Source organism: Nonomuraea sp. KM88, from assembly GCF_052245635.1.
Classification (GTDB): domain Bacteria; phylum Actinomycetota; class Actinomycetes; order Streptosporangiales; family Streptosporangiaceae; genus Nonomuraea.
In genome coordinates, this window is sequence record NZ_JBQQCC010000004.1 from 146,520 (window position 1) to 172,670 (window position 26,151).

Below are 26,151 nucleotides of genomic sequence, written 5' to 3' on the forward strand. Positions count from 1 at the left end.
GCCACGAACGCCGTCGAGCAGCCTGGCCCACGACCTGCGCGACCTTCAAGCACAACCTGAGGCAACATCACGCCATGTCATGAATACGACAACCGCACCGGCACTGCCCTCGTGACGACATGATCTGGATCTCGTAGCTGGAGAGATGCCGGTCGCCGTCTCCAACGCGAATGAAGCTCCCCTTCGTCATTCCGGCGCCTCTGTAGAAGCACGGCTTCTGGGCTGGGTCCAACTCCGGGACCTCGGCCGAAGGCGGAGAGAGTCTCCCGGACCGCCTTCGGCAACTCACGGTGGGCTTTCTTGACCTCGATATCCGAGACGTCACCACCCAAGGTGCGAAGGTTCTCGACCGCCTCCTGGCCTACGCCCACATCATGCTAACCGTCATGCTAAATGACATGTAGCTGTGGGCGCATGTAAGGCTACTCTTTGTGGTGATATGTGCTAACCACCCGCTGTTGCTCAGATTCCGGCTACGAGCGCCAGTTGTGTTTGATCAGCAGGTTGCGGGCGTCGTCGGCGACCGCCGCATCGGCCACGACGTCGTAACGGTCGGCGATGACGGCCTGCTGGGAGACGAACCCGGGGCCCTTGTTGACCAGGTAGGAGACCAGTCCGAAGACGCCGCCGAAGAGTGCGCCGTACGCGATGCCGCCGAGCACGAGCGTCCCCGTCGAGCCCGCCGAGTTGGTGAAGAGCGGCATGAGCAGGCCGATCATGAGGCCGAACCAGAGGCCGGTCGCGGCGCCCGCGGCCGCGGCGCGTCCCGCGGTGGCGCGGCCCATGACGGTTTCGACCAGGCGCAGATCGTGGCCGACGATCGCGGATCGTTCCACGGGGAAACCGTTCGCGGCCAGGAAGCCGACGGCCTTCTTGGCCTGCTCGGCGGTGGTGTAGGTGCCGATCACCGGGCGGTCTTCCGCTGCCGGCAGGATGACCGTCGGTGCCGTCTTGAACATCGTGGTTCCCCTTTCTCCGTGGTGGGCCTGGCGAAACCGCCACGCCCACGGGTCACTTCGTGGGCGCCCCGGCGATCTCGACCCTGCGCGGCCGGGCCGGCTCCCGCGCCGGCACGCGCACGGTGAGCACGCCGTCGTCGTATGCCGCCCGGGCGCCGTCGGCGTCGAAACGGTCGGGCAGGCGGATCTGCCGGGTGCAGGTGCCGGTCGAGTGCCCCTGGACGAACGCGCTCTCGTCCTCGGTGTACGTCTCCTCGCGCCTGGCGTGCACCGCCAGGACGCCGCGGCCGGCCGTGACCTCGATCGAGTCCGGGTCGATGCCGGGAAGGTCGAAGCGGAGCACGATCTCGTCCCGGCGTCGGACGGCGTCCATCGGCATCGCCGCCCACGCGCCTGGCGCGGGCCGGGTCAGCCGGCCGAACTGCCGCTCCAGCTCGCGGAGAGCCGAGCCGATCGACGCGAGCCGCATCGTCTGCCACCTCCGTACATGTAGGTCGATTCTTCTATGTGTGGCTTTATAAAACATGTAACTACAGTTGTAGGTTTATGTCAAGCGCGACGAAAAGCAATGGGAATCTGTCAGACCCCGGTGATAGGAACAGGACCGGTGCCGCCACCGCGGCCAAGGGGGGAAAGGACCTACCGGTGACCACCAACAGCTCGGAGTTCTCCGTCTCCGGTCCGCGCTACGACCGGCGCGGTCCCGTGCGCTGGCTCTGGTCCCATCTGCGCCGGCATCCACAGCACCTGGCCGGGTTCCTCGGCGGGTCGCTCGTCATGGTGGTGCTCAACGCCGCCGTGCCCCAGTTCACCGGCGACGCCTTCGACGCCGTCCTGGGCGAGCGGGGCGAGCCGGCCTCCGCCCTGTGGTCGATCACGCTGGCGATGCTCGCGCTGGTGACAGCCCGCGGCCTGTCCGACATGGTCGCCAGGATGGGCAGCGAGGTGCTGGCCAAACGGCTGGAACGCGACACCCGCGACGAGCTCTACGTCGCCCTGCTCGGCAAGAGCCAGACCTTCCACAACCGGCAGCGGGTCGGCGACCTCATGGCCAGGGCGGCCAACGACATCCGGCAGTTGTCCATCATGATCAGTCCCGGCGTCGATCTGATCGTCGACTCCTGGCTGACCGGCCTGGTGCCGTTCTTCTTCATCGCCACCATCGACCCCCGGTTGCTGCTCGTGCCCGGCGTCTACGCCTGCGTCTTCGTGTTCGCGCTCCGCCACTACATGCGCAGGCTCAACCCGGTGTCGACCCGCATGCGCGACCAGTTCGGCGAGCTCAACGCCGGGCTCAGCCAGGCCGTGCGCGGCATCGAGGTGATCAAGGTGACCGCGCAGGAGGGGCAGGAGCGGGGGCGGTTCCGCGCCAACGCGCGCCTCTACCGCGACTCCTTCGTACGCAACGGCCTCGTCCAGGCACGCTACCTGCCCACCCTCCTCTACGCCTTCGCGGTGGCCGGCGCCCTGTGGCACGGTCTCCAGCTCCAGGGCGCGGGGGCGATCACGGTCGGCGACCTGGTGGCCTACATGGGCCTGGTCGTCATGCTGGGCTTCCCGACGCAGATCTCGATCTTCACCTTCTCGCTGGTGCAGATCGGCATCGCCTCCTCCCGCCGGATCCTGAGCATCATCAGCGCCGAGGCCGAGCTGGAGCAGCGGGCCGACGGCCGCGCCGCGCCCATCGCGGGAGAGATCGTCTTCGAGGACGTCACGTTCGGCTACGACGAGGGCGACCCGGTGCTGCGCGGCGTGACGTTCAGCGTGCGGCCCGGCGAGACGGTGGCGATCGTCGGCGAGACCGGATCGGGCAAGAGCACGCTCACCAAGCTCGTGCCGCGCATCTACGACGTCACCTCGGGCCGCATCCTGGTCGACGGCACCGACATCCGCGACTGGGACCTCGACTCGCTGCGCTCCCAGATCTCCACCATCGAGCAGGACATCGTGCTCTTCTCCCGCTCCGTGGCCGAGAACATCGCCTTCAGCCTGGGCCAGCGGGCCGACCGCGAGGCCGTGGTGCGGGCGGCGGAAGACGCCCAGGCCGCCGAGTTCATCGGCGAGCTCGACGACGGCTACGACACGGTCATCGGCGAGCGCGGCGTCACGCTGTCCGGCGGCCAGCGCCAGCGCCTGGCCATCGCGCGGGCCCTGCTGACCGACCCGGCGATCCTCGTGCTCGACGACTCGACGAGCGCCATCGACTCCGCCACGGAAGACAAGATCCAGCAGGCGATCGGCCGCGTCCTCGACGGGCGCACGACGCTGCTGATCACCCACCGGCTCTCCCAGATCCGCTGGGCCGACAAGGTCCTGCTGCTCAGGCGGGGCGAGCTGGTCGGCTGCGGCACCCACGACGAGCTCATCCAGCGCAGCCGCCTCTACCGCCGGATCTTCGCCCACTACGACGAGGTCGACGTGGCCCCGCAGGGCGACACGCCGGAAGAGGCAGGACAGCCGGCGACCGAGCCGGAGGGAGCCAGAGGCTCGGCGATCGAGCTGGAGGAGGTCAGGGGCTCGGCGATCGGGCCCGACGAGGCGGGAGGCCTGGCGGTCGCGCCGGACGGGCTGGATCCCGCACGTGAGGCGCCCGTCCTGGAGAGCGAGCAGGGGAGGGCCCGCTGATGGGCTTCATCATGGACGGCCTCGACGCCGAAGACTACGACCGCACCTACAACGACCGCGACCTGCTCCGCCGGATCCTGTCCTACTTCAGGCCCAAGATGGTCGCGATGTTCGTGGTGGCCGCGATGATCGTGCTGGGCTCGGTCAGCCAGGCGGCCATCCCGCTGCTGGCCAGCCTGGCCGTCGACGCGCTCGCCGACGGCACGATCGCCGAGGTGGGCTTGCAGCTGGTCGCCGGCACCCTGCTGGCCGGGGTGCTCGGGTGGGGGTTCAACTTCGTCCGGCAGTGGCAGAGCGCGCGGGTCACCGGCGACGTCGTCCTGCGGCTGCGCGAAGACGCGTTCGACGCCGTGCTGGAGCGCGACCTGTCGTTCTACGACGAGACGCCGTCCGGCCGGATCGTCAGCCGGGTGGCGTCCGACACCGACGACTTCGCCACGGTCTCCACCCTGACGATGGATCTCATCAGCCAGGTGCTGATGGTCGGTTTCGTGACGGTCCTGCTGTTCCTGCGCAGCGTCGAGCTCGCCCTGCTGACGATGCTGGTCGTGCCGATCGTGGTGGGCCTCGCGCTGGTCTTCCGCCGCCTCGCGCGGGCCAGCACGCGTCACGCGCAACGCTCGCTGAGCCGGGTCAACGCCAACCTGCAGGAGACCATGGGCGGCATCGCGGTGGCGAAGAACTTCCGCCAGGAGCAGCAGGTCTACGACGAGTTCATGCCCATCAACCGCCAGAGCTACCGAGTGACGCTGCGGCAGGGGTTCGTCTTCTCCGCCATCTTTCCCGTGCTCTTCCTGGTGGCCGGGCTCGCCACGGTCGCCCTCGTCCAGCTGGGCGGCACGGCGGTGCTCGGCGGCGGCCTGAGCGCCGGCGACTGGTATCTCTTCCTGCAGGGGGTCGCGCTCTTCTGGTTCCCGCTGACGTCCATCGCCGCGTTCTGGTCCCAGTTCCAGCAGGGGCTGTCCGCGTCCGAGCGGGTCTTCGCCCTGATCGACGCCGAGCCGAGAGTGGTGCAGACCGGCGCGCAGGATCCCGGCAGGATCGCCGGGCGCATCGAGTTCCGCGACCTCACGTTCGGCTACGACCCGGGCAATCCCGTGCTCCGCGACTTCAACCTGCTCATCGAGGCGGGCGAGACCGTCGCGCTGGTCGGTCACACCGGCGCGGGCAAGTCGACGCTGAGCAAGCTGATCACCCGCTTCTACGAGTTCCAGGAGGGCAGCCTGCTGATCGACGGCCACGACATCCGCGGCCTCGACCTGCCCGCCTACCGCCGGCAGATCGGCGCGGTCCCGCAGGCGCCGTTCCTGTTCAGCGGCACGGTCGCCGACAACATCCGCTATCCGCGGCCGGAGGCGAGCGACGCCGACGTGCTCGCGGCCGCGTCGGCGGTCGGCGGCGGCGACTGGGTCGAGGCGCTCCCGCACGGCCTGCAGACCGATGTGGGCGAGCACGGCCGAGCCCTGTCCATGGGCCAGCGCCAGCTCGTCGCGCTGGCCCGCCTGCTCATCCAGGATCCCGCGATCGTGGTGCTCGACGAGGCCACGGCCAGCGTCGACCCGATGACCGAGGCCCAGATCCAGGAGGGCCTTGACGTCGTGCTGGCCGGCCGCACCTCGATCGTCATCGCCCACCGGCTCTCCACGATCGAACACGTCGACCGCATCATCGTGCTCGACCACGGCCAGATCGTCGAGGAGGGCGACCACTCCACGCTGCTGGCCCGCGGCGGCCGCTACTGCCAGGTCTACAACACCTACTTCCGCCACCAGTCGCCCAACTACCGAGCCGGCTCCGGCTTCGTCCCCGTCGGCTCACCATGACGACCGTCCGGTGCCGCAAGGGCGGGAGGGCGTCCGGGACAGTGCGGTTTCAGAACACGAGCCGCTCCGGGGTCCGGCTCTGCCACTCCACCACGAGTACGGTGGCGTCGTCCTGGAGCCTGCCGCGCTGGTGCTTCAGGATGGCCTGGATCGAACAACTCCCTGTCCGGGCTCTGTGCCTCGATGATCCCGTCGGTGTAGAAGATCAGGCGATCGCCCGGCTGCAGCTGATAGTCGAGCAGCCCGGTGCGCGGGCCCAGCCGGAAGCCCATCGGCGGGTCGGGTTCGGCGGCCAGCGTGGTCACCCACTGGCCGCCGCGTAGCACCAGCGGTGGGTGGTGGCCCCGGTTCACCCAGCTCAGCTGGCCGGTGCGCAGATCGAGGTCGGCCAGGATGCCGGTGCGAACCGCCCGGTGAACTGCTCCGCGATCGCCTCGTCGATCTCCTCGCCGGCGGTGGGGAGGTCGGCCCTCTGGATCCGGGCGTTACGGCAGGCGCCCATGGCGATGGTGGCGGTGAGCCCGGCCGACGTGTCGTGGCCTATGGCGTCGAAGATCGAGACGTGCAGGGTGTCGCCGTCGATGGCGTAGTCGTAGGCGTCGCCGCCCACCTCGTACGCCGGCTCCAGCGCGGCGCTGACCACCACGCGCTCGTTGGCGAAGGTGCCCGGCGGCAGCAGGTTGAACAGCACCTCGGCCGACAGCGTCATCGGCTGGACGCGGACCAGCCGCGCGTAGGAGTCGCTGTGGCTGCGCTTCGCCGCCAGGATGAGCGAGAGGAGCGAGGCCAGATGTATGACCCGCCGCTCGGCGAGCTCTCCGAGGTCGGGCAGGCTCGCCTGGAGCACGCCGAGGCGTTCGGTGCCGTCCAGGATCGGCACCCACACCCGCGGCTCCTCCTCGGGCCTGGGCGTGGTGTCCGGCTCGCGCCGGCTGCGTACGATCTCCACATTCCGGAGGGCCCGTCCGGCGAGTGTCGTGTCGATCAGGATCGGAGCGAGCACTTCGCCGTTGTCGCCGTGCTGGCCGGGAAGGGGCACGAGGCGCTGCTACTGCAGATCGGTCACGTAGATCAGGGTCCGGGTGAGTCCGGCCACCCGCGCGTGCTCGGCCACCACGCCGGGGGACCTGCTCCAGTGCGATGAGGTGGGCCGCCTCCAGCAGACCTCCCAGCATCAGTTCGCCGTCACTCCGCATGCGCAGGACTCTCCTCGCGACCCTCCTGTTACGTCTGCGTCCTACCCAGGGTTGCTCACCTCATGGGTGATTTCTCCCAGAACTGAGCCGGGGCCCGCACCAGACTGGTGCGGGCCCCGGCTCTGCGAGCCTGATGCCGTGTCAGGCGGGAACGATGTTCTCAGCCTGCGGGCCCTTCTGGCCCTGGACGACGTCGAAGGCCACCTTCTGGCCCTCGGTCAGCTCACGGTAGCCACCGTTGGAGACGATGTTGGAGTAGTGGGCGAAGACGTCGGCGCCGCCGCCGTCCTGCGCGATGAAGCCGAAGCCCTTTTCGGAGTTGAACCACTTCACGGTTCCGGTCGCCATGTCTATCTCCTTTAGATAGGAGGCGGAGACGAGATCCGCACTTTACGGACCCCGCGTCGCTGGAATGAGCCCATCCGGAGATGACCGGAAACAAAAAACGCACCCGAAGATCAAGATCGTCAGGTGCGCACAAGTCTTATGGGTAACACATCTGCAACTGTTTTCAGGCTATCACACATCGCCTGCGCATGCGCTTCATGAGTGCACGGCACGGATCTCCGTCACGACGAACTCGTCCACGATGTGCTGGTTCTGCACCAGGAACCCGACCACGCCCGCCACCGCCTCCGCGCCCAGCGCCGCTCTGGCCTGCCCGCTCAGCAGGTAGACCAGCGGCGTCGACGGCTGGTCGATCGCGAACTGGCGGTCATGGCGGTGCACGTCGTGCAGCGCCCTGATCGGGATGGGCCGCACCGAGGTGAACCACACCGCGACATCCCACAGCGGCAACGCCGGGTCGGCCTCGTCCGCGGCGTGGTAGCAGGGGACGCAGCCGTTCCCGGCATGTTGCCCGTGCGGGCACGTCCACTGGGCGATGTCGGCCAGGCTCTGGTCGTGCCCGCTCAGGATCGCCGCCTCGGTCACCCGGCGGCGCGGGGATCGTTCGTCATGCGGGCGGGAGTGGTCGCTGCTGATGATCGGTCCCTCCGCTCCCGGGTTGGCTTCCGACCCTATCCGCAGGCGACGGCTCGGCGGCCCCGGGCCTGTCCATGTCGCGCTCGCCTGGCCGCTGCCCGGCCCCAGGCAGGAGAGGCGGGCCGGCCGGATGCTGACACCGCGTCACGTCGGCGCCAGCCGGGAGGTCAGCTGCTCCACACCTCTGCGTCGGCCAGGAAGGCGGTCGCGGAGTCGGCCGCTACCGCCGTGCCGCCGATCGTCATGCTGCCGCTCTCGCACGGCATGAAAACGTTCGTGAGCAGGTGCGGCACGCCTCCCAGGTCGAACTCCGGCACGCGGACGGCCCGCCGCTCGCGCGGCGGGCCGGGGATCTCGACCGTCACGTCGTCCGCCGTGGCCCGGAGCCCCTTGTCCAGGTCGAGTTCGAGGTGGACGGGCGCCCGCGTGAAAGCGGGCTCGGGCCACGGCAGGCCACGCACCTCGGGGAAGTGCCGGGTGAAGCCGGCGGCCAGCCACTCACCCAGCTCCCGCTCCTCCGCGACGATCCTGGTCGTGCCGCCGCGCCACATCACGAGGGCGTGTCCTTTGCCGCGTTCGGACCAGTCGACCCGCCACACGGAGGCGAAGGCGACCCGCTCGCCGGCGACGAACAGGGTGAGACCGGGATTGGCACCAATCAATCGGACAGGCACCCGGTCACCCTAACCCGTCACCGGTAGGCCAGGCGGCGCAGCAGGATCTCCGCCGGGCCGCGGTGCCCGGCGCGGCGCATGAGGTCGGCGACGAGGATCGACAGCAGCCAGGTCGCCGTGGCCACTCCCGTGGCGCCGGCGAGGTCGAGGTCGTCCTGCAGGCCGAGCCCGTACGGGAAGAAGAGCGCGACGAACACGACGGACTGGAAGAGGTACAGGCTCATGGAGCGCTGGCCCAGCGCCTGGAGGGCGGTGGCCAGGGCGTTCGGCCGCCGGATGACCGGGATCGCGGCCAGCCCCATGATCGCGGCCAGGCCGATGCCGCCGAAATGCCCGCTGAGCGGCTGGACGAGCGACGCGACCAGCACCGCCGGGCTCGACGGCTCGGCCCACCAGCCGGCCTGCATGAGCCCCGCGGGAACGGAGCCGAGCAGCGACACCGCCGTGGTGACCACCGAGACGCGGATCAGCAGCGTACGGTGCCGGACGGGCTCCTCAAGCAGCCGCCGCCGCGCGGCCCAGATCCCGACGAGCACCCCGGGGATCACCATGATGACGCCGATGACCAGACCGAACGGCCAGCCCACGAGCCGGCCCGCCAGCATCTCGACCGGGCCGAGCGCGCCGGGGGCGATGCTGCCGGCCTCGTACGCCGAGATGCCCTCCGACAGCGGATACCACATGGCGAGCCCGACGAGCAGCGCCGACGGCACCAGGGTGATGCCCGACACCCACAGCAGCGTCGCGTCCTTGGCCCGCAGCAGGCCGACGCAGAGCAGGGCGGCGATGCCGTACGGAGCGAGGATGTCGAGCGGGATGAGCACCAGGACGTGCACGAATCCGATCGCGAGCAACCACCAGCCCCGGCGGCGCAGCAGCTTGCGCACGCTCACCCAGTCGTTGCCGCGCTCCAGCTGCCGGTTCAGCAACTGCACCAGCGAGTAGCCGAACAGGAACGCGAACATCGGCCGCGCGTGGTTGTTGACCAGGAGCTGGTGCAGGAAGGCGAGGACGTCGTTGAGCAGCGACGGGCCTCGGTCGGCGGGCTGCACGTAGAGCGGCGCGTGCGCGTACGCGATGGCCAGCAACATGATGCCGCGGGCGAGGTCCGGGGCGGGCGCCCGGGCGGGAGGGGCGACCGGCCCCTTCGGTGAGGTCGAGGACTGGAGTGACATGTTCACGGCTGAAACCCCCTTGGTTACTGGCTTCGACGCTAATGAGCCAGGTCGGGGGCAGGAATGGGGATGAGGGCACGCCGGGGGTGTACTTAGGTGCACGGTTGACGGCGAGGGCCGGCTCAGGACCCGCTGACGCCGAGGCTGATGAACCATTCCCCGGGCATGCGCACCGGGCCGGACCGTGGCACGACGGCCAGGTAGATCCCGGCCGTCTTGAGCACGGCCTTGCGGGTGTAGCTGCGGCCGTGGCTCAGCGCGGCGGGCACGCGGTTGGTGAACTTCATGGTGGCGCCGGGGCGCGCGACCATGGTGTTCTGCTGCTGGATGCCGTACCAGACGAGAGCGCCGCCGTTGGTCGTCCGCAGTGCGTAGATGTCGGTGGCCGGACGTGAGCGGACGGTGATGTTCCACTCGTTGCCCAGGTGTTCGCGTTCGTCGAGCCTGACGTCGGCGTCCAGGCGGGCGGCGGATTTCGCGGTGAAGAGCCGCCGGGCGTCGCGGTCCTGGCCGAACGTGGCCTGCAGGCGGGCGTGGGCCCAGGCGATCTCGCGAGGCGAGGCGATGAGGCCGTCGCCGTCGTCCGGTGCGACCGCGGTGGCCAGGCCCTTGTCGTCGCGGGCGACGGCGGGTGGCCGGACTTGGCGGAGGTGATGGACATGACGGTCATGCGCCAGCCGTCCCGCGTCTTCTTGAAGATCGCCTGTGACCAGGAGGTGCCGCCCTTGCGGCGGAACTCGGCCATGAACCACGGCGCGCCCGCGACCTTCCCAGGGATGGCGAACCGCGGTTTGACGATGGCCCGCCTCGGGGCGGTGACACGCTCGCCGATCATCTCGCGCGCCCGGCTCTCGGCCTTGCTCATGGTCGCGGCGAGCCCGGTTTCCGCCGCCGTCCAGTCCGTGCCGCCCTGTCGCTGGGCCGCCGTCTCCGCCGCCTCCCACTGTTCGAGTACGGCTTCGGCCTCCGCCACGGACACGACGCCCTGCGGCTGCGACGACGACGGCGACGCCTGAGACGGCGCCGCCGAGGGCGGGCGGCCGAACGAGGAGGCGGCCTGTCCGGTGGGGGCGGTGCAGGCGGTGGCGGGCAGTGCGAGCACGAGGAGCACGATGGGCAACGAGCGGATGGTCATGCTGGTCTCCGGAAGGTCGAGTGCCCCGGAGTACGGGGTCGCCGCCCGCGCGGATCGACGCCATAACGAACGGGTTGCCGTCGCGAGCCCGTGCGCCCGAGGCCGTGTGCTCCCGAGGCGGGCAGGTCTTCCTCATCCGCGGGCGGTACGCCAGCATTGACCCATGACCAAGCTCACTGGACAGCAGATCGCCGGCGAGGCGCTGGACGGGTGGGTTCTCCTGCTCGGTGGCCTGCACACCCGCATCAGGACGGGGAACTTCGCGACCGGGCTCTCCGTCGTCGACGCCATCGGCGCGGCGGCCGAGGAGATGGACCACCATCCCGATCTCGATCTGCGCTACACCCACGTCGACGTCCGGCTCACCAGCCATGACGAGCGCGGGGTCACCGAGCGCGACGTCCGGCTGGCTCGTACGATCTCCAGGATCGCCGCCGAAACCGGCGTGGAGCTGGAGAGCGGGAGCGTCTCCCGCATGGAGCTCGCCCTCGACACCCCGTCCCACAAGGGGGTTCTGCCGTTCTGGGCCGCCGTGCTGGACATGAAGGACCAGGCGGAGAACGGGGTCGACAACGAGGTGCGCGACCCGCACGACGCGTTGCCCGCGATCTGGTTCCAGAGGTCCGGCAGCGAGGAGCCGCGCCAGCGCTGGCACCTCGACGTGTGGGTGGCCCCCGAGCAGGTGCGGCCGCGCATCGACGCCGCGCTCGCCGCCGGCGGCACGCTCGTGGACGACGAGGGGGCGCCGAGCTTCTGGGTGCTGGCCGACCCGGAGGGCAACCGAATCTGCCTGTGCACCTGGCAGGAGCGCGACTGACCGCGTTTCGCCGGATAGGGGTGGGGGCCGTGGGGTAGCGGTGACCTCATGACAGAACGTGTGCCCGACCCCGCCCACCGCCGCCCGGCGGGACTGGACGATGTCACCGTCGAGGCGCTGGGCGGCTTCAGCGAGGCCCTGGAGATGATCCACCGGGCCAGGGGCCATCTGTACGCGATGCACCAGCTCACCGGCAGCGCCGACTTCGCGCTGGACCGGGTGGTGGAGCAGCTGCGCCAGGGCGGGCACGACGCGTGGGCCGATCGGATCGAGCGCGAGCTGATCGGCCGTAACGTCCTCGACGGCCGGTGGACGTTCCAGCTCGTGGAGGAGTACGACGACGGCTACTACCGCGAGTTCCAGGACCTCGAACGGGAGATCCGCGAGGATCTGGCCGGCGGGCGCCGCCACCTGTACGAGGCGGAGCTGAAGCAGCGCCGCCGCACACCTGGCCGGCCGGGCCACGAAACGGCGCCCTGATCCCCCGAGCGAGCTACCCCCGGTTGTCCACTCCAGCGTGATGATCTCGACCGGTACGCCGCCGTAGCGTCCTTGGTGTGGCCGCGGCGTGGGGCCGCGAGGCCATGAGGGTGGAGGTCGTTTCGATGGAGCTGGGCGTGCAGGTGCTTCCCGTGGCGGAGGCCAGGTGGTGGTCGCGGCCGATGGCCCGGCTTCTGATCGTGGTGGTGCTGCTCGCCGGCGTCACCGCCGCCGTCGACAAGATCGCCGCCGGGATGGCCGCGGGGCCCGTCGGCGGCCTGGTGGCCGGCGGTCTCGGCGCGGGGTTCGCGATGTGGGCGTACGCGATGGGGGTGCGGGCCACCGAGCGGCGGCACGTGATGGAGCTGCTGCCGGGCCGCGAGGAGGCCGCGTCGTTGGTGTGGCGGTGGACGCTCGCCGGCCTGGCGCTGTTCACGGTCACGATCGGCGTCATCGCCGTGGTCGGCGGCTACCGCGTCACCGGGTGGGGGTCGCCCGGGGGCGCCGTGACCGTGTTCGGGACGATGTGCGCGGTCGCGGTCGTCGAGGAGCTGCTCTTCCGCGGCGCGCTGTTCCGCATCGTCGAGGAGATGGCCGGGACGTGGGGCGCGCTGCTGGTCTCCGGCGGATTGTTCGGAGCGCTGCACCTGGCCAACCCGGGCGCCACCGGCTGGGGGGCGCTGGCCATCGCGGTCGAGGCCGGGCTGATGCTCGGCGCCGCGTACGCCGCCACGCGCAGCCTGTGGGTCCCCATCGGACTGCACCTCGGCTGGAACGCCGCCGAAGCCGGCCTCTTCGGGGTCACCGTCTCCGGCTCGGGAGCGGAGTCGCACGGGCTGCTCGAAGCGACGATGTCCGGGCCGGCGGCGCTGACCGGCGGCGCGTTCGGTCCTGAGGCGAGCGTCGTCGCGATCCTGGTGTGCAGCGTGCCGACGGTGCTGTTCCTGCGGCTGGCCCACCGCCGCGGCCACCTGAACCCCCGGCCCTGACGCCTGGCTCTGTGGTAGTAAAGAGGCCGATTGCGAGCAATGTGACAGCAGGGGGAAATGTGACCATGCTCAGCCGGCGGCGGCTCCTTCAGGCCGGCGCGGGCGCCGTGCCGGCGATCGCGCTCGGGGCGGCTCCCGCGTGGGCCGGGTCGGCCGAGCCGCCGACCACCGGGGTCGTGCCGGCGTCGATGGCCGGGTTCGACAAGGCGCTGAAGGCGTACATCAAGGAGCGGGACATCTCCTGCGCGCAGCTCGCGGTCGCCAGGAAGGGCAAGATCCTGCTCGCCCGCGGCTACGGCTCCTACACCAGGCCGGACGGCTCGACGGCGAAGGTGCAGCCGACGTCCCTCTTCCGGATCGCGAGCCTCAGCAAGAGCCTGACCGCGGCCGCGATCGTCCGGCTGGCGCAGGACGGCAAGCTGAGCCTGGGCGACAAGGTCGCCGACCTGCTGGACCTGCCGACCGAGGCCGATCCCCGGCTGGCGAAGGTCACCCTCCGGCGGCTGCTCCAGCACACCGGCGGCTGGGACAGGGGCGTGACGACCGACCCGCTGTGGAACGACACCACGATCGCGGCGTCGCTGGACGTGCCGCTGCCGATCGACCACGCCGACATCACGAAGTACACCACCGCGAAGAAGCTCGACTTCGCCCCCGGCTCGAAGTACGTCTACAGCAACTACGGCTACATGCTGGCCGGCCGGGTCATCGCGCGGGTCTCGGGCCTGCCCTACGAGACGTACGTGCGGCAGAAGCTGCTCGCCCCCGTCGAGATCGAGCGGATGCGGCTCGGCCGCAGCCTCCGCTCCGAGGCGTTCTCCACCGAGGTGCCGTACGAGTCGAAGTACTCCAGGAAGAGCGTCGTGGACCCGTCGGGCAAGACCGTGCCCTACCCCTACGGCGGTTTCAGCATGCCCAACCAGGACGCCAACGGCGGCTGGCTGGCCTCGGCCGTCGACCTGGTCAAGTGGGGTTTCGTCTTCGACGGCGCGGGGCCCGTGCTCAACTCCACGTCGATCTCGCGCGTCTTCGCCAGGCCCGAGCTCGGCGAGAACCCCGGCGGCGACTGGTACGGCCTCGGCTGGCGCGTGCGCGAGAACAACGCCGGAGGGTTGAACACCTGGCACAACGGCAGCATGCCCGGCACGTTCAGCTTCTTCGCGCGCGTGCAGCACGGCGTCAGCTACTGCGTGATCTTCAACCGCAGGGAGGAGGAGGGCAGCCCGGACTTCGACGGGATCGACCCCATCCTCGGCAAGGCGATCGGCACCGTGAAGACCTGGCCAACCACGGACCTCACCCCGAAGTACTTCTGACGCGGCTCGGGCTGTTCGCCGGCTGCTCGGCGTTACCGAACGGCGCCTGATAGGCCCACTGCCAGGCCGTTTCGAGCGGTCCGCGCCGGAACCGGCGCAGCCACGACGAGGACAGCACCATGATGAGCAGGCAGATCGCCGCCCACGCGACCGGCACCCACCAGGGCCGGTACGCGTCGAGCCGGCTCGCCAGCCCGAGGCCCCAGCCGTAGCAGAGCGCGCCGGCCAGCAGGTTCTGGAACACGTAGCCGGACAGCGCCGTCCGCCCGACGTTCGTGAGCCCCCGCCGTACCACGCCGGGGGCGCCGCGCAGGCCGAGCACGATGGTGGTGATCAGCCCGAGCAGGCCGAGCGAGACCAGGGGAGCCAGCAGGTAGCGGTCGGCCACGAACCAGCCAGGGCCGGCGAAGGAGGTGGCCAGGTTCAGCGGCACGCCCGCGCCGAGCCCGACCGCGATCAGCCTCCTGCGCAGCCGGGCGCCGCGGTCCTCGAACAGCCCGGCGCGGAGGAGGCGGGCGCCGAGAAGGAAGAGGACGACGCCCATGGGCACGATGAAGATCAGCTCGATGCGGAAGATCGCGGCGTACTCCAGGCGCAGGCCGACCTGGTCGAGCCAGCTTCCCTCGGTGTAGACGGGGCTCGTGCCGCCGCCCGTGGCCGGCGCCTGCAGGGCCACCGTGGCCAGGACGGCCAGGGCGGCGTGCAGCGTCCCCATGCCGATCATCCAACCGGTGATCGCGCGTTCGCTCCTGCCCACCAGGTACGCGACGATCACGGCGGTGACGGCGTAGCCCATCAGCACGTCGAACTCGAAGATCAGGATGTAGTGCAGCGTGCCCTCGGCCAGCAAGAGCGCCGAGCGCCACAGATACCGTCCAGGCCAGGCCAGGCCCTTGCGCACGGCGCTGCGGTACTGCAGCTCCAGGCCGATGCCGAAGAGCAGGGTCAGCAGCCCGAGGAACTTGCCGTTGGACAGGAAGCGCACGAAGGTCTCCACCGCGCTGCCGCCGCCGCCCAGCTGCAGCATGTCCAGGGGGCCGCCCGGAGCGGTGAAGATCCAGATGTTGGTGCCGAGCGTGCCCATGATCGCCACGCCGCGCAGCACGTCCAGTGCGTCTATGCGTCCTTTCACACCTTCCAGCCTGCTGCCGCCGCACCCCGCCGCCATCGTCCCGCCTGACGAAAACGGCCGTACATCGATGGATGTACGGCCTTGCGTCTTCGGTCGGTGGCTCACGGGCTGAGCCGCCGCCTGATGGGTAGGGGGCGCGTGATGTTCCGTCAATCCTGCTGAAGGAGGCGACAATGGACACATCAGGGGTCGCGAAGACCGTCCAGGACGTGATGCACCAGGGAGCGGAGTGCGTCGGCGAGCACGAAAGCCTGCGCACCGCCGCGCGCATGATGCGCGACCTGTCGGTCGGGGCGCTGCCGATCTGCGGCGACGACGACCGGCTCAAGGGGATCATCACCGACCGCGACATCGTGGTCAAGTGCTGCGCCGAGGGCAAGGACCTCGACTCCACCATGGCGGGGGAGCTGGCCCAGGGCCTGGTGTGGGTGGAGGCCCACAACAGCGTCGAGGAAGCGCTGCAGAAGATGGAGCAGCACCAGATCAAGCGGCTGCCCGTCATCCGCGAGCGCCGGATCATCGGCATGATCACCGAGGCTGACCTGGCCAAGGAGCTGCCCGACAGCAAGCTGGCCGAGTTCGTGCACCGCATCTACGCGCATTCCTGACCGGGAAGCACGATCAGGCACGGTGAAGCCCCGCGGAGCGTCGCTCCACGGGGCTTCGCCGTCGGGCCGAAAGTACGGGTCAGGCGGCCAGCTTGACGTCCGAAGCCGTCCGCTCGCGGGGCGGGACGAGCCGCGCTCCCAGTGCCCTGGCCGCGATCACCATGGCGGCGGTGACCAGCACGATGTCCTTGAGGATGTACTGGGCCTCCAGGGTGGGCGGGCCACCGGGGAACATGTCGGTGAAGAACAGCACCAGCGGCGACATGAACCCCACGAGCGCCCCGGCCATCACGAGCAGGCCGGCCTTCAGGAACCTCCCGGTGATCAGGGTCAGCCCGATGAAGCACTCGGTGGCGGCGACGACGGCGAGCGCGACGCCGCCCGACACCACACCGAACGTCAGCTGTTCCAGCGTGCCCACCGCGAGCTCTTCCGCGGGGCTGACGCCAGGGAAGAACTTCAGGAACCCGAACCCCAGGAAGACCAGGCCGACGCTGATCCGCAGGGCGTCGATGCTGTGGCGGGCGAGCCACTCGGTCGTCGTGGCGAGCATCTTCGTGTACGTGGCGGTCATCTGCTTGCTTCTCTCTTCCGTCGTCTCCTGCTGACACGACCAAGCGTCGCCGGATCCGCCGTCCGAGGAATCCGCCGGCGAGCGGCGACCCGGCTACGCCGTCCCGCGTACGCCGGCGCCGGCCCCTCTTCGCCTCACGGGGTAGCCGGGGGCGGCGTCGTACCGAGCGCGGACCCCCATGCTGTGTGGCGCCCATCCGTGGGGCGTCGACAGGCGCGGTGGCAAGCAGGCGTGGGTGTGGTTCGAGGCGTACCAGAACCGCATCTCCTAGGAACAGGGATCTACCGCTTCATGGGCCACCGGGCGTTGACCATTCGCGGCGAACGCGCCAAGGATCGAGCTACGACCTATCTGTCGGACAGGGAGTGGCGATGCGAGCGGTACGCCTGCACGAGTACGACAAACGTCCGGTCGTCGATGACGTCCCCGAGCCCGAGATCGGCGGTCCGCTGGATGTGCTGGTCGAGATCGGCGGCGCCGGGTTGTGCCGGACGGATCTGCACATCGTCGAAGGACAGTGGGCCGGCAAGTCGGGCGTGAGCCTGCCGTACACGATCGGGCACGAGAACGCCGGCTGGGTGCGCGAGGTCGGCTCGGCCGTGACCGGCGTCCGGCCCGGCGACGCGGTCATCCTGCACCCCCTCGTCACGTGCGGGCTGTGCCGGGCGTGCCGCGCCGGCGACGACGTGCACTGCTCGGCCTCGAAGTTCCCCGGCATCGACACCGACGGAGGCATGGCCGACCTGCTGCTCACCACCGCCCGCTCCGTGGTCAAACTGGATCCCTCGCTGCAGCCGGCGGACGTCGCGCCGCTGGCCGACGCGGGCCTGACCGCCTACCACGCGGTACGCAAGGCCGTGCCGCTCCTCCACCCGGGCACGCGGGCCGTGGTCATCGGCGCCGGCGGGCTGGGCCACATCGGCGTCCAGTGCCTGGCCGCCATGACGCCCGCCGAGATCATCGTCGTCGACCGGTCACCGGCCGCGCTCGAACTCGTCCAGGGGCTCGGCGCCACCCACACCGTCCATGCCGACGGCCGCCAGGTCGAGGCGGTCGCCGACCTCACCGGCGGGCAGGGCGCCCACGTGGTGCTGGACTTCGTCGGCGAAGGAGGCACCGAGGCCGAGGGCGTGGCGATGGTGCGCCGCGCGGGGTCGTACTTCGTGATCGGTTACGGCGGGCGGGTCGAGATCCCCACGATCGACATCATCTCCAGCGAGATCAACGTGATCGGCAACCTGGTCGGCTCCTACAAGGACCTGGACGAGCTCATGGCCCTGGCCGCCCAGGGCAAGGTCGGCCTGCACACGAGGACGTACCCGCTGGAGGCCGTCAACGACGCCATGGACGACCTGGACGGCGGGCGGCTCCAGGGCCGCGGCATCCTCGTGCCCGCCAGGGGCTGACCGGCCGAGTGCGCGGCGGGACGCCGGACATCCGCTCAGCGGCCGCGTCCCCAGCCGTTGCCGGGCTTTCCGTACGTGGCCTCCTTGGCCCTGCCGCCCTTCTTGGCCAGCCCCGGCGGCAGGCGCCCCGAGCGCCACGCGCCGGTGGAGCGCGGCTGCGCGGTCCGGGACGGGTTGCCGCGCGGCTGGGCGGTCCGGGACGGGTGGCCGGATGGTCGCGCGGTTCGGGAGGGGGCGTCTTCGGGTGGCCTGTCGGCTGACGCGCGGTAGGCGTGCAGCGCGCTGCTGGGCTGCGGCGCCGGATGCGTGACGGGTTCGGCGCGTGGCGTCTCGTGGCGAGGGCCGGCGACCTCCCCATCGGGCCAGGAGGTCGTGGCGAGCACCGCGACGATCAGGGCGGTCATGGCGGCCGCCTGCCGCCACCGTCCGTGCGTGGCCGCCCGGGGGCGGGAGCCCAGGGCCGGGATGGGGAAGAGGGCGCCGTTGTCAGCGACGAGGGATGCGGGCTCGGCCCGGCTCGGAGCGGTCTCGTGGTGGGCCGGCTGCTCGTGCTCCGCCACCCGGAGCAGTTCCCGGTGGGCTTCGGCGGTTCCGATGCGGCGCCCGGGGTCCTTGTCCAGCAGGCCGGTGATGACCGGGGCGAGCGGCCCTGCCTGCCGCAACGGGGCGGGGCTGCTGGTGAGCACCGCGCTCAGGGTGGCCAGCGCGCCGCTGTTGCCGAAGGGGGAGCGGCCCTCGACGGCCTCGTACAGGGTGGCGCCCAGCGACCACAGATCGGACTGCGGGGTGGAGGGCCCGCCGCGCGCCCGTTCGGGGGCGAGGTAGGCGGGCGTGCCGAGCACGATGCCCTCCCGCGTGAGGTGTGCCTGGTCGTCCAGCGTGGTGGCCAGCCCGAAGTCGGTCAGCACGGCGTGGCCGTCGTCGGACATCAGCACGTTCGCGGGCTTGACGTCGCGGTGCACGATGCCCTTCGCGTGCGCGGCGCGCAGCGCGTCCAGCAGTTCCAGCCCGACGCGCGCCACGGTGGTGGCGGGCAGCGGTCCCCGTTCCCTGACCACGTCGTCCAGGCTGCGGGAAGGCACGTACTGCAGGACGATCCACGGCCGCTCGTCGGCCTCCACCACGTCGTACACGATGGCGATGTTCGGATGGCTCAGCCGGGCGGACAGGCGGGCCTCGCGCATGGTGCGCCCCAGCAGGACCTCCCGCTCGGGTCCTGGCCGGTGGGGCAGGCTGAGTTCCTTGACCGCGACCTGACGGTCGAGGAGCTCGTCGTGGCCGCGCCAGACCGTGCCCATGCCGCCCCGGCCCAGCTCGGCCAGCAGCCGGTATCGCCCGGCCAGCAACCATCCTTCATAGGGCGAAACCGACATGTCGGCAGAACTACCCGATCAAGATCCGCGGACCACGACTTCGTCACACACCGTTGCGCATCCGTTACGATCCCGCGGACGGGGTGATGTGTGGCGCCCATCACATGGGGTGTGTGGATTCGTGCACAGTTGATCGCAGACGTCCTTCCTAGAGTCAGTGCCGTGCCGGACGGAATCCCCGAAGGCACCTGACGAAGGAGGAGATCTGCATGCGTAAGGCTCTGACGGTCGCGGCTCTGGCCGGTTCGATGGCGGTCACCGGCCTGTCCCTGGCGCCGGCGGCGGCCCAGGCGGCCACCACCACCTCGACCACGGTGAGCTGGGGGAAGTTCTTCTCCAGCGATCACAAGGCGTACACGTTCGGCAGGACGTGGAAGAGCCACGGCAAGGTCTTCACGAAGTGGCACGGCGTCGACAAGCGCGGTGGCAAGCAGGCGTGGGTGTGGTTCGAGGTCTACCAGGGCGGCCACTGGAAGAGGTTCAACAAGGCGTGGGACGGCAAGGTCACCGGCGCCTGGCAGGGTCACGGGATCAAGAAGGTGTACACGTTCACCTGCTGGGCCGGCAAGTTCGACAACTGCGGCAAGAAGTACCGCATCTACTAGGAACGGCCGGCCGGCGCCACGGTCCGGGCGGCGCCGGCACGACGGGCCTCCCGCGTCTATGCGGCCAGGACCTGGCGCAGCGTGGCGGCGAAGGCCTCCGGATCGCCCTTCATGCCGAACTCGCCGTCGAGGAACCCGGCGTGGTGGCTGGGGAAGACGACCGGCTCCGTGCCGAGGCGTGCGGCGACGGCCACGCCCGCGCGATAGCACAACTGGCCCTCGCTCTCCGCTCCGACGCCGATGACCACGCGGGCCGAGGCGGCGCGCAGCGCCTCGAAGTCATGCTCGTGGTGCGTACAGGTCACCAGGTTCTGCGCGAACATCACATCGTCCCGGGAACCGTCGTCCTCCGCCGGCAGCCCGAGCTCGGCGGGGCTCTGCACGGGCTGGTCGTCGAAGCCGTCGGGGATCTCGCCGTGCAGGCCCGTGACCGCGATGAACTTCGCCATCGCCGCTCCGAACCCGTGCCGGTCGTAGCTGCGGCGGATGCCGGTCACGGCGGCCAGCGCCCGTTCCCGGTCCGGCAGCACCTGGACGGCCGGCGGTTCGTGCGCGACGAGCGTACGTACCTGGCCGGGGTGTCTGGCCACCAGCGCCAGCCCGTTGACGGCGCCGCCACTGCTGGCGAAGATGTCCACCGGCCCTCCGCCGAGCGCGTCGATCAGCCGGTGCAGGTCGTCGGCGTGCTGCTCGGGCGTCGACTCGCCGCCGCCGGTGCAGGTGCTGCGGCCGCTCCCGCGCGGGTCGTAGGTGACCACCGTGCGGTCGCGGAAACGGGCGGCCAGGCCGGTGAAGCCGCTGGCGTCCATCGGGGAACCGATCATCAGCAACATCGGCGCGCCGCTCGGCTCGCCCTCCCGTACGTCGTAGTGCAGAGTGCCGCCGGGCACCTCAAGGGTGTGGGCCATGAGTCCGTCCTTTCTCGACTTCGGTGATGAAGACCCGCGGCGGCGGCGGAACTCATCGGTCCCGCGGAAACCGGTTCTGGAAAGCTACGCCCGCAGGCCGAACACCTCCCACGACTCGCCGGGAGCCAGCCCGGCCAGCTCGCGGCCACACTCCTTGAGCACCTGCGGCCCCGAGGTGATGTGCGCGGTGCCGGCGTGGGCGTCCCTGAACAGCCGCTGCACCAGCCCGTCGCGCAGCGCCGAGGTGCCGCCCGACGCGTAGACGAACCGGGACACCTCGGCGATCGTCGAGGTGACGTGGTTGAGCGCCAGCCGCACCATCGTCTCCTGGCGTACGTCGAGCGTGCGGCCCGCATCCAGGGTGCCTTCCACGTCGTCCCACGTCTCGTGCACCAGGGCCTTGGCCGCGCGGAACGCCGCCTCCGCCCGGGCGAAGCCGGTGTGGAAGGCGTCACTGCCGGCGAGCTGGCCGGGCCGTCCCGCCCGCGCCCCCGCGTTCCGGACCAGCTCGTCGAGGAGCCGGCGGCCGACGCCGAGCGCCCAGCCGGAGTGGCAGATCAGCGCCTGGTCGACCAGGCCGAGCCGGTAGAGCGCGCCGCCGCGCAGCGGCTCGTTCTGGGTGAAGACGTGCGACTGCGACTCCGGTACGAAGGCTCCGTCGATGGCGTAGTCGATGCTGCCCGTGGCGCGCAGGCCCAGGACGTCCCAGTTGCCGAGCATCTTGACGTCGTCCAGCGGGGTGATGAAGATCCGCACCTCGTCGGAGCCCTCGACGGCGCCGAGGCTGTGGGCGTACTGCGCGTGCAGCATGCCAGAGGCGAAACTCCACTGCCCGCTGAGCCGGAACCCACCGTTCTCGCGTACGGCGGTGCCCGGCCTGGTGCCCTGGCCCGCGACGAGCGGCATCCGCGGGCCGGCGAAGATGCGTTCGACGGCGTCGTCACCCAGGTAGGCCCCGGCCGTGCCGTTCTCGAGGGTGGTGGCCATGACCACCCAGCCCGTCGAGGGGTCGGCGTACGACAGCTCCTCGAAGACGGCGATCAGTTCCCGGGGGGACGATTCGGCGCCGCCTAGGGGAACGGGCACCCATACGCCGAAAAGTCCTGCCTCGTGCAGGGCGTCCATGACGGATGTGGTGAGCCTGCCCTGCGCCTCCGCCGCGTCCGCCTCGCGCTCGATCAGGGGGCGCAGGTCGCGGGCTCGCTCCAACAGGTTGGCGCCGGCGGTGTGCAGTCGCCGTGTATCGCTCATCTCCAGGTGCTCCTGTCCGTGATCGCTGGCACTCCTCTCTGTCAGATCACGCCAGCCGCTCCTTGTCCAGCCGCCGGGGCGGGCGAGGCCGGCACGCCGGGCCGCGGCGGGCGTACGACGCGGGGCTAACCTGGCACTATGGACGTTTCCGCTGGTGGCTACGGGCTGGGGCCCGAGTCCGGGCAGCTGCTGGTGCACACGACCCGCACCGGGCTGGGCGCCAAGGCCGGGCATGACCTCACGATCGAGGTGACCCGCTGGCACGGCGAGGCCGCTGTCGATCCCGCCGATCCGGCCGGTTCCTCGGTGAGCGTCGAGGTCGACGCGGATTCGCTCGTCGTCAGGCAGGGGACGGGCGGCGTCAAGCCGCTCAAGGAGTCGGATCGCCGGGAGATCGGGAAGATCCTGGGCGAGAAGGTCCTGCACACCCGGCGCCACCCGACGATCACGTTCCGGTCGACGCGGGTCGAGGGAAGCGCGGAGGAGTTCCGCGTCGAGGGCGAGCTCACCCTCGTCGGTGTCACGCGGCCGGCCGAGGTGCGCGGCTCGCTGGCCGAGGGCCGGGTGCGCGGCTCGGCGGTCATCGTGCAGTCCCGGTGGGGCATCCGGCCCTATTCGGCGTTGTTCGGCGCGCTCAAGCTCAGCGACGAGGTCGAGGTGCGCTTCGACGTCGGCCTCGTGCCGAAGGAGCTCTGAGGCGGGCCGGGCTCAGACGCGGTCGAGCGGGCGATGGGGCCCGGCCGGGAGCTCCACCTTGACCGGGTCGCCCGGGCGCACGACGCCGCCCGTCCTGACGACGCTCATGACGCCGGTCTTGCGTACCAGGTTGCCCGCCTGGTCGCGGCCGACGACCTGCTTGAGCAGGCCGTCCTGGAAGTTGTCGATCTGCACGCAGGGGTTGCGCAGCCCGGTGACCTCCACGACGGCCTGCTCGCCGACGTGCAACAGCGTGCCGGCCGGCAGGCCGAGCAGGTCGATGCCGCTGGTGGTGACGTTCTCGCCGAGCTCGCCCGGCCTGACCGTGTAGCCGGCCTCGCCCAGTTCCGCGAACAGCTCCTCGTGGATGAGGTGCACCTGGCGCAGGTTGGGCTGGGTGGGGTCCTGGGCCACCCGGGAGCGGTGCTTGACGGTCACGCCCGCGTGCACGTCGCCTTCCACCCCTAGGCCGGCGATCAGGGTGATGCTCTCCCGGTTCGGCTTGGTGAAGGAGTATTCGCCGTTGCTGCTGACCGCCGTGACCGTCCCGTTCATCCGGTTCTGTCCCCCGTGTGGCGTGGATCGCTGGAAAGGCCAGTGTGGCAGATGCCGAAAAGGGAGCACTTTGCGCCAAATTTCTCAGCTTTGCCACACACGCCGCTGCGAGCCGGGATGATCAGGCCTGGCCGTGTGCCGCGCGAGCGGCCGGCTGATCGCGTGACGATTGGAGCAACGTGCGAAGACGATCTTCCCTGCTCGCCGCCGCATTCACGGTGCTGGCGGCGCTGTTACCTCTTTCGACGGCCGGAGCGGCGGCCGCCGCGGACGGGGCCACAGGGGTCGCCGTCAAGGGCGGCATCACCTGGGCGCCCTGCGAGGAGGAGCCGGAAGCCGAGTGCGGCAAGCTCGCCGTGCCGATCGACTGGTCCAAGCGGAACGGACCCAAGGTCGAGATCTCCCTCGCCCGCCGCAAGGCCCTCGACCCGCAGGCCCGCGTCGGATCCCTCGTGATCAACCCCGGTGGCCCCGGCGGATCCGGCGTCGAGGCCGTCTACGCCGCCCCCGGCTCCTACACCGAAGACCTGCGCAAGCACTTCGACATCGTCGGTTTCGACCCCCGGGGCGTGGGCCGCAGCCATCCGGTGACCTGCTCGGCGTCGGTGTACAACAAGTTCCCGTACGCCGTCATGAAGAGCCAGGCCGACTTCGACAAGTGGACGGCGTTCGCCAAGGAGCTGCGCGAGGACTGCCGGCAGCGCACCGGCTCCCTCTACGACCACGTCGACTCGGTCAGCGTGGCCCGTGACGTCGAAGCCATCCGCGCCGCCCTCGGCGAGGGCAAGCTCAACTTCTACGGCATCTCGTACGGCACGCTGATCGGCCAGATGTACGCCGAGCTGTTCCCGGACAACATCAGGACCATGGCGCTCGACAGCAACATGGACCACAGCCTCGGCGTCGCGGCGTTCCTGACCACCGAGGCCGCAGCCGTGGAGGACGCGTTCGACCAGTTCGTCGGCTGGTGCGAGCAGGAGACCGCGTGCGCCCTGCACGGCAAGGACGTCCGTGAGGTGTGGGAGCGGCTGCTGAAGAAGGCGCGTGACGGCAAGCTCTATTACCCGGGCGTCAAGGACCGTCCGATGACCGAGATCCAGGTCCTGTGGCAGGGCGTGCTCGGCACGGAGGGCCCGGCCTGGCAGCTGCTCAGCCAGATGCTCAACGCCCTGGACGGCGGCCCGCTGCCGGACGAGGTGCCGCCGCTGCCCGGGCGGCAGCCGGTGTCGGGGGAGACCGTCGAGCTGAACACGACGATCCTCTGCGAGGACTACAAGCTGCCGGTGCGCAACTACCGGGAGTACGCCGCGCTGATGAAGATCTCCTCCCGCATCGCCCCCGACATGCGCCTCAACCCGATGCCGGTCGAGGACCTGCCCGTGTGCCTGGGCCACCCCACCAACAACCCGCAGCACCGGCTGCGGTACACGGGTGACGCCCCGATCCTGCTGGGCAACTCGATCCACGACCCCTCCACCCCGTGGATCTGGTCCGCCAACGTGGCCCGCCAGTTCGGCTCCAAGGCCACGCTCCTCACCTACGAGGGCTGGGGCCACCGCATCTACGGCAAGGACAGGTGCAGCACCGTGCCCTTCGACGAGTACCTGATCTCGTTGAAGATGCCGAAGAAGGGCGCCCGCTGCGAGGTCGGCGGCACCGACCCGACGCTCAGGATGTTGAAGAAGGAGGTGTGGCCGACGGACGGGCTCAAGTGGGGCAGCCCGGTCGCGTCCGCGGCAGCTCGGCGCTGAAGCGCCGGCCCGCGCCGAGCTGAACGGCGCGGCCCTCTTGAGGGCGGCATCTCCGGATGCCGCCCTCTTTGTGTTCTGCCGCCACATAGACACTGGGCGGCGGCGTATCGTCGCGGTGTGGCGTGTTTCCTCTGCTTCGCATGCCGTAACCCGATCACCCTGTCCGTGCGGAAGATCCCGCTGCCCCCGTACAAGGAGCAGCCGGTCGACGCGACCGTGTGGTACGAAAGGATCAAGCAGCCGCGGATGCCGCGCGGGACGTACGCGGCCAACCACCACCCCCACGAGCTCTCGGATGAGCATCCCGGCCTGGTCATCCATCCCGACGACGCCGTCGGCATGCGGCCGCATCCGGACATCTCCCGGCTCACCGGCTGCTGCGGGATCAGCGGGACCACGGGCCCCAACCTCGTCTGCGCGGCCTGCGGCGCGGAGCTCGCCGTCCACCAGGCCGACTGTTATACGGAGAACCAGATGACGCTGCTGGTGGAGGCCGTCATCCTGTCGTACGCCCACGATTGACACCCAGGGAGTAGGGTGAGCCGCCATGGGTGAGGGGTGGCGCGTGGAGAGCATCGAGACACCGCGCCTCGCCCTGCGCCCGCTGCGCGTCGAGCACGCCGACGAGATGGCCGCCGTGCTGTCCGACCCCGCCCTGCACGCCTTCACCGGCGGCGTCCCGCTCACCGCGCAGGAGTTGCGCGCCCGCTACGAGCGGCTGGTGGCCGGGCCGCCTGGCTGGCGCAACTGGGTGGTGTGGTCGCGGGAGGAAGAGTGCCTCACCGGCTACGTGCAGGCCACGGTCGAGGGGCGGACCGCCGAGATCGCCTGGGTGATCGGCACCCCGTGGCAGGGGCGCGGCCTGGCCACGGAGGCGGCGAAGGCGTTGGTATGCCGGCTGGTGGGGCAGGGGATGGGCACGATCGTCGCGCACATCCATCCCGGCCACGCGGCCTCGGCCGCCGTCGCCGCGGCCGCGGGTCTGCGATCGACCGGACGGTTGCACGACGGCGAGATCCGCTGGGAACGCTGAGCACGGCGAGCACGGCCGGCCGTCCCTAACGAAGAAGTCACGGGCGCGGATCACCGTGATATCAGGGGACGCTTGATCATGAACAA

The 26,151-nt window shown here is 70.5% G+C and carries 29 protein-coding genes; 14 read left to right on the plus strand and 15 right to left on the minus strand.

Annotated elements, in window-relative coordinates; genetic code table 11:
* Nucleotides 1–473: 473 nt before the first annotated feature.
* Complete coding sequence (locus ACTWPV_RS13980; RefSeq protein WP_347645671.1) at nt 474–959, minus strand: general stress protein; 486 nt, start codon at nt 957–959, stop codon at nt 474–476.
* A 52-nt stretch (nt 960–1,011) separates the two neighbouring features.
* The gene (locus tag ACTWPV_RS13985; RefSeq protein WP_443152060.1) at nt 1,012–1,428 is read right to left on the minus strand and encodes an Hsp20/alpha crystallin family protein; all 417 of its coding nucleotides are present in this window, start codon (nt 1,426–1,428) and stop codon (nt 1,012–1,014) included.
* A 176-nt stretch (nt 1,429–1,604) separates the two neighbouring features.
* On the opposite strand from ACTWPV_RS13985, the gene ACTWPV_RS13990 reads away from it, so the two are divergent.
* Complete coding sequence (locus ACTWPV_RS13990) at nt 1,605–3,584, plus strand: ABC transporter ATP-binding protein (protein WP_443152061.1); 1,980 nt, start codon at nt 1,605–1,607, stop codon at nt 3,582–3,584.
* Nucleotides 3,584–5,407, plus strand: a complete 1,824-nt coding sequence (locus tag ACTWPV_RS13995) for an ABC transporter ATP-binding protein (protein WP_443152062.1) — start codon at nt 3,584–3,586, stop codon at nt 5,405–5,407. The genes ACTWPV_RS13990 and ACTWPV_RS13995 overlap by 1 nt, the downstream gene beginning before the upstream one ends.
* Here ACTWPV_RS13995 and ACTWPV_RS14000 read toward each other — a convergent pair.
* The 7 genes from ACTWPV_RS14000 to ACTWPV_RS14030 all read right to left on the minus strand — a co-directional run bounded on the left by ACTWPV_RS14000 (nt 5,365) and on the right by ACTWPV_RS14030 (nt 10,188).
* Entirely contained in the window at nt 5,365–5,760 is a 396-nt protein-coding gene (locus ACTWPV_RS14000; RefSeq protein ID WP_443152063.1) for a SpoIIE family protein phosphatase, read from the minus strand. The two genes, ACTWPV_RS13995 and ACTWPV_RS14000, sit on opposite strands and share 43 nt — an antisense overlap.
* A gap of 5 nt (nt 5,761–5,765) precedes the next feature.
* Entirely contained in the window at nt 5,766–6,446 is a 681-nt protein-coding gene (locus ACTWPV_RS14005) for a PP2C family protein-serine/threonine phosphatase (protein ID WP_443152064.1), read from the minus strand.
* 298 nt (nt 6,447–6,744) lie between these two features.
* Nucleotides 6,745–6,951 (minus strand): cold-shock protein, encoded by a 207-nt coding sequence (locus ACTWPV_RS14010; RefSeq protein WP_055509312.1) that lies wholly within the window; start codon nt 6,949–6,951, stop codon nt 6,745–6,747.
* Between the two features lie 195 nt (nt 6,952–7,146).
* A complete protein-coding gene (locus ACTWPV_RS14015) occupies nt 7,147–7,536 on the minus strand; it encodes a hypothetical protein (protein WP_443152065.1) in 390 nt (129 codons plus the stop codon).
* 218 nt (nt 7,537–7,754) lie between these two features.
* A complete protein-coding gene (locus ACTWPV_RS14020) occupies nt 7,755–8,261 on the minus strand; it encodes a hypothetical protein (RefSeq protein WP_443152066.1) in 507 nt (168 codons plus the stop codon).
* A gap of 17 nt (nt 8,262–8,278) precedes the next feature.
* Nucleotides 8,279–9,436 carry a DUF418 domain-containing protein gene (locus tag ACTWPV_RS14025; protein WP_347645861.1) on the minus strand — a complete coding sequence of 386 codons (1,158 nt, stop codon included), beginning with the start codon at nt 9,434–9,436 and terminating at the stop codon, nt 8,279–8,281.
* 122 nt (nt 9,437–9,558) lie between these two features.
* Complete coding sequence (locus ACTWPV_RS14030; protein ID WP_443152067.1) at nt 9,559–10,188, minus strand: hypothetical protein; 630 nt, start codon at nt 10,186–10,188, stop codon at nt 9,559–9,561.
* A 24-nt stretch (nt 10,189–10,212) separates the two neighbouring features.
* Here ACTWPV_RS14030 and ACTWPV_RS14035 point away from each other — a divergent pair, with 24 nt between their 5' ends.
* The 5 genes from ACTWPV_RS14035 (at nt 10,213) to ACTWPV_RS14055 (ending at nt 14,173) form a co-directional block, all read left to right on the plus strand.
* Nucleotides 10,213–10,452 carry a hypothetical protein gene (locus tag ACTWPV_RS14035; protein ID WP_443152068.1) on the plus strand — a complete coding sequence of 80 codons (240 nt, stop codon included), beginning with the start codon at nt 10,213–10,215 and terminating at the stop codon, nt 10,450–10,452.
* 282 nt (nt 10,453–10,734) lie between these two features.
* Complete coding sequence (locus ACTWPV_RS14040; RefSeq protein ID WP_443152069.1) at nt 10,735–11,388, plus strand: 4a-hydroxytetrahydrobiopterin dehydratase; 654 nt, start codon at nt 10,735–10,737, stop codon at nt 11,386–11,388.
* A gap of 48 nt (nt 11,389–11,436) precedes the next feature.
* Nucleotides 11,437–11,868 (plus strand): hypothetical protein, encoded by a 432-nt coding sequence (locus ACTWPV_RS14045; protein WP_347645680.1) that lies wholly within the window; start codon nt 11,437–11,439, stop codon nt 11,866–11,868.
* A 77-nt stretch (nt 11,869–11,945) separates the two neighbouring features.
* On the plus strand, nt 11,946–12,857 hold the full coding sequence (locus ACTWPV_RS14050) for a lysostaphin resistance A-like protein (protein WP_443152070.1): 912 nt from the start codon (nt 11,946–11,948) through the stop codon (nt 12,855–12,857).
* Nucleotides 12,858–12,922: 65 nt separating this feature from the next.
* Complete coding sequence (locus ACTWPV_RS14055; protein ID WP_443152445.1) at nt 12,923–14,173, plus strand: serine hydrolase domain-containing protein; 1,251 nt, start codon at nt 12,923–12,925, stop codon at nt 14,171–14,173.
* Here the strand turns inward: ACTWPV_RS14055 and ACTWPV_RS14060 are convergent.
* A complete protein-coding gene (locus ACTWPV_RS14060; RefSeq protein WP_443152071.1) occupies nt 14,154–15,305 on the minus strand; it encodes a DUF418 domain-containing protein in 1,152 nt (383 codons plus the stop codon). The genes ACTWPV_RS14055 and ACTWPV_RS14060 overlap by 20 nt on opposite strands.
* A gap of 173 nt (nt 15,306–15,478) precedes the next feature.
* On the opposite strand from ACTWPV_RS14060, the gene ACTWPV_RS14065 reads away from it, so the two are divergent.
* Nucleotides 15,479–15,913 carry a CBS domain-containing protein gene (locus ACTWPV_RS14065; protein ID WP_347645683.1) on the plus strand — a complete coding sequence of 145 codons (435 nt, stop codon included), beginning with the start codon at nt 15,479–15,481 and terminating at the stop codon, nt 15,911–15,913.
* Between the two features lie 79 nt (nt 15,914–15,992).
* Here the strand turns inward: ACTWPV_RS14065 and ACTWPV_RS14070 are convergent, their stop codons facing one another.
* Nucleotides 15,993–16,487 (minus strand): DoxX family protein, encoded by a 495-nt coding sequence (locus tag ACTWPV_RS14070; protein WP_443152072.1) that lies wholly within the window; start codon nt 16,485–16,487, stop codon nt 15,993–15,995.
* A gap of 371 nt (nt 16,488–16,858) precedes the next feature.
* Between ACTWPV_RS14070 and ACTWPV_RS14075 the strand changes: the two genes are divergently transcribed.
* Entirely contained in the window at nt 16,859–17,893 is a 1,035-nt protein-coding gene (locus ACTWPV_RS14075) for an NAD(P)-dependent alcohol dehydrogenase (protein WP_443152073.1), read from the plus strand.
* Between the two features lie 35 nt (nt 17,894–17,928).
* Here the strand turns inward: ACTWPV_RS14075 and ACTWPV_RS14080 are convergent, their stop codons facing one another.
* A complete protein-coding gene (locus ACTWPV_RS14080; protein WP_443152074.1) occupies nt 17,929–19,266 on the minus strand; it encodes a protein kinase domain-containing protein in 1,338 nt (445 codons plus the stop codon).
* A 209-nt stretch (nt 19,267–19,475) separates the two neighbouring features.
* Here ACTWPV_RS14080 and ACTWPV_RS14085 point away from each other — a divergent pair, with 209 nt between their 5' ends.
* Nucleotides 19,476–19,871, plus strand: coding sequence for a hypothetical protein (locus ACTWPV_RS14085; RefSeq protein WP_443152075.1), 396 nt, complete (start codon nt 19,476–19,478; stop codon nt 19,869–19,871).
* 56 nt (nt 19,872–19,927) lie between these two features.
* On the opposite strand, the gene ACTWPV_RS14090 is transcribed toward ACTWPV_RS14085, so the two are convergent.
* Both ACTWPV_RS14090 and ACTWPV_RS14095 read right to left on the minus strand, forming a co-directional pair.
* Nucleotides 19,928–20,779 (minus strand): alpha/beta fold hydrolase, encoded by an 852-nt coding sequence (locus tag ACTWPV_RS14090; RefSeq protein ID WP_443152076.1) that lies wholly within the window; start codon nt 20,777–20,779, stop codon nt 19,928–19,930.
* A gap of 84 nt (nt 20,780–20,863) precedes the next feature.
* Nucleotides 20,864–22,030 carry an acyl-CoA dehydrogenase family protein gene (locus ACTWPV_RS14095; protein ID WP_443152077.1) on the minus strand — a complete coding sequence of 389 codons (1,167 nt, stop codon included), beginning with the start codon at nt 22,028–22,030 and terminating at the stop codon, nt 20,864–20,866.
* A gap of 138 nt (nt 22,031–22,168) precedes the next feature.
* Between ACTWPV_RS14095 and ACTWPV_RS14100 the strand changes: the two genes are divergently transcribed.
* Complete coding sequence (locus ACTWPV_RS14100; RefSeq protein ID WP_443152078.1) at nt 22,169–22,726, plus strand: YceI family protein; 558 nt, start codon at nt 22,169–22,171, stop codon at nt 22,724–22,726.
* A gap of 12 nt (nt 22,727–22,738) precedes the next feature.
* On the opposite strand, the gene ACTWPV_RS14105 is transcribed toward ACTWPV_RS14100, so the two are convergent.
* On the minus strand, nt 22,739–23,281 hold the full coding sequence (locus ACTWPV_RS14105; protein ID WP_347645691.1) for an MOSC domain-containing protein: 543 nt from the start codon (nt 23,279–23,281) through the stop codon (nt 22,739–22,741).
* Between the two features lie 179 nt (nt 23,282–23,460).
* Between ACTWPV_RS14105 and ACTWPV_RS14110 the strand changes: the two genes are divergently transcribed.
* The 3 genes from ACTWPV_RS14110 (at nt 23,461) to ACTWPV_RS14120 (ending at nt 26,065) form a co-directional block, all read left to right on the plus strand.
* On the plus strand, nt 23,461–25,032 hold the full coding sequence (locus ACTWPV_RS14110) for an alpha/beta fold hydrolase (protein WP_443152079.1): 1,572 nt from the start codon (nt 23,461–23,463) through the stop codon (nt 25,030–25,032).
* Between the two features lie 117 nt (nt 25,033–25,149).
* The gene (locus ACTWPV_RS14115; RefSeq protein WP_443152080.1) at nt 25,150–25,554 is read left to right on the plus strand and encodes a hypothetical protein; all 405 of its coding nucleotides are present in this window, start codon (nt 25,150–25,152) and stop codon (nt 25,552–25,554) included.
* A 25-nt stretch (nt 25,555–25,579) separates the two neighbouring features.
* The gene (locus ACTWPV_RS14120) at nt 25,580–26,065 is read left to right on the plus strand and encodes a GNAT family N-acetyltransferase (RefSeq protein ID WP_443152081.1); all 486 of its coding nucleotides are present in this window, start codon (nt 25,580–25,582) and stop codon (nt 26,063–26,065) included.
* The last annotated feature ends 86 nt before the right edge of the window (nt 26,066–26,151 follow it).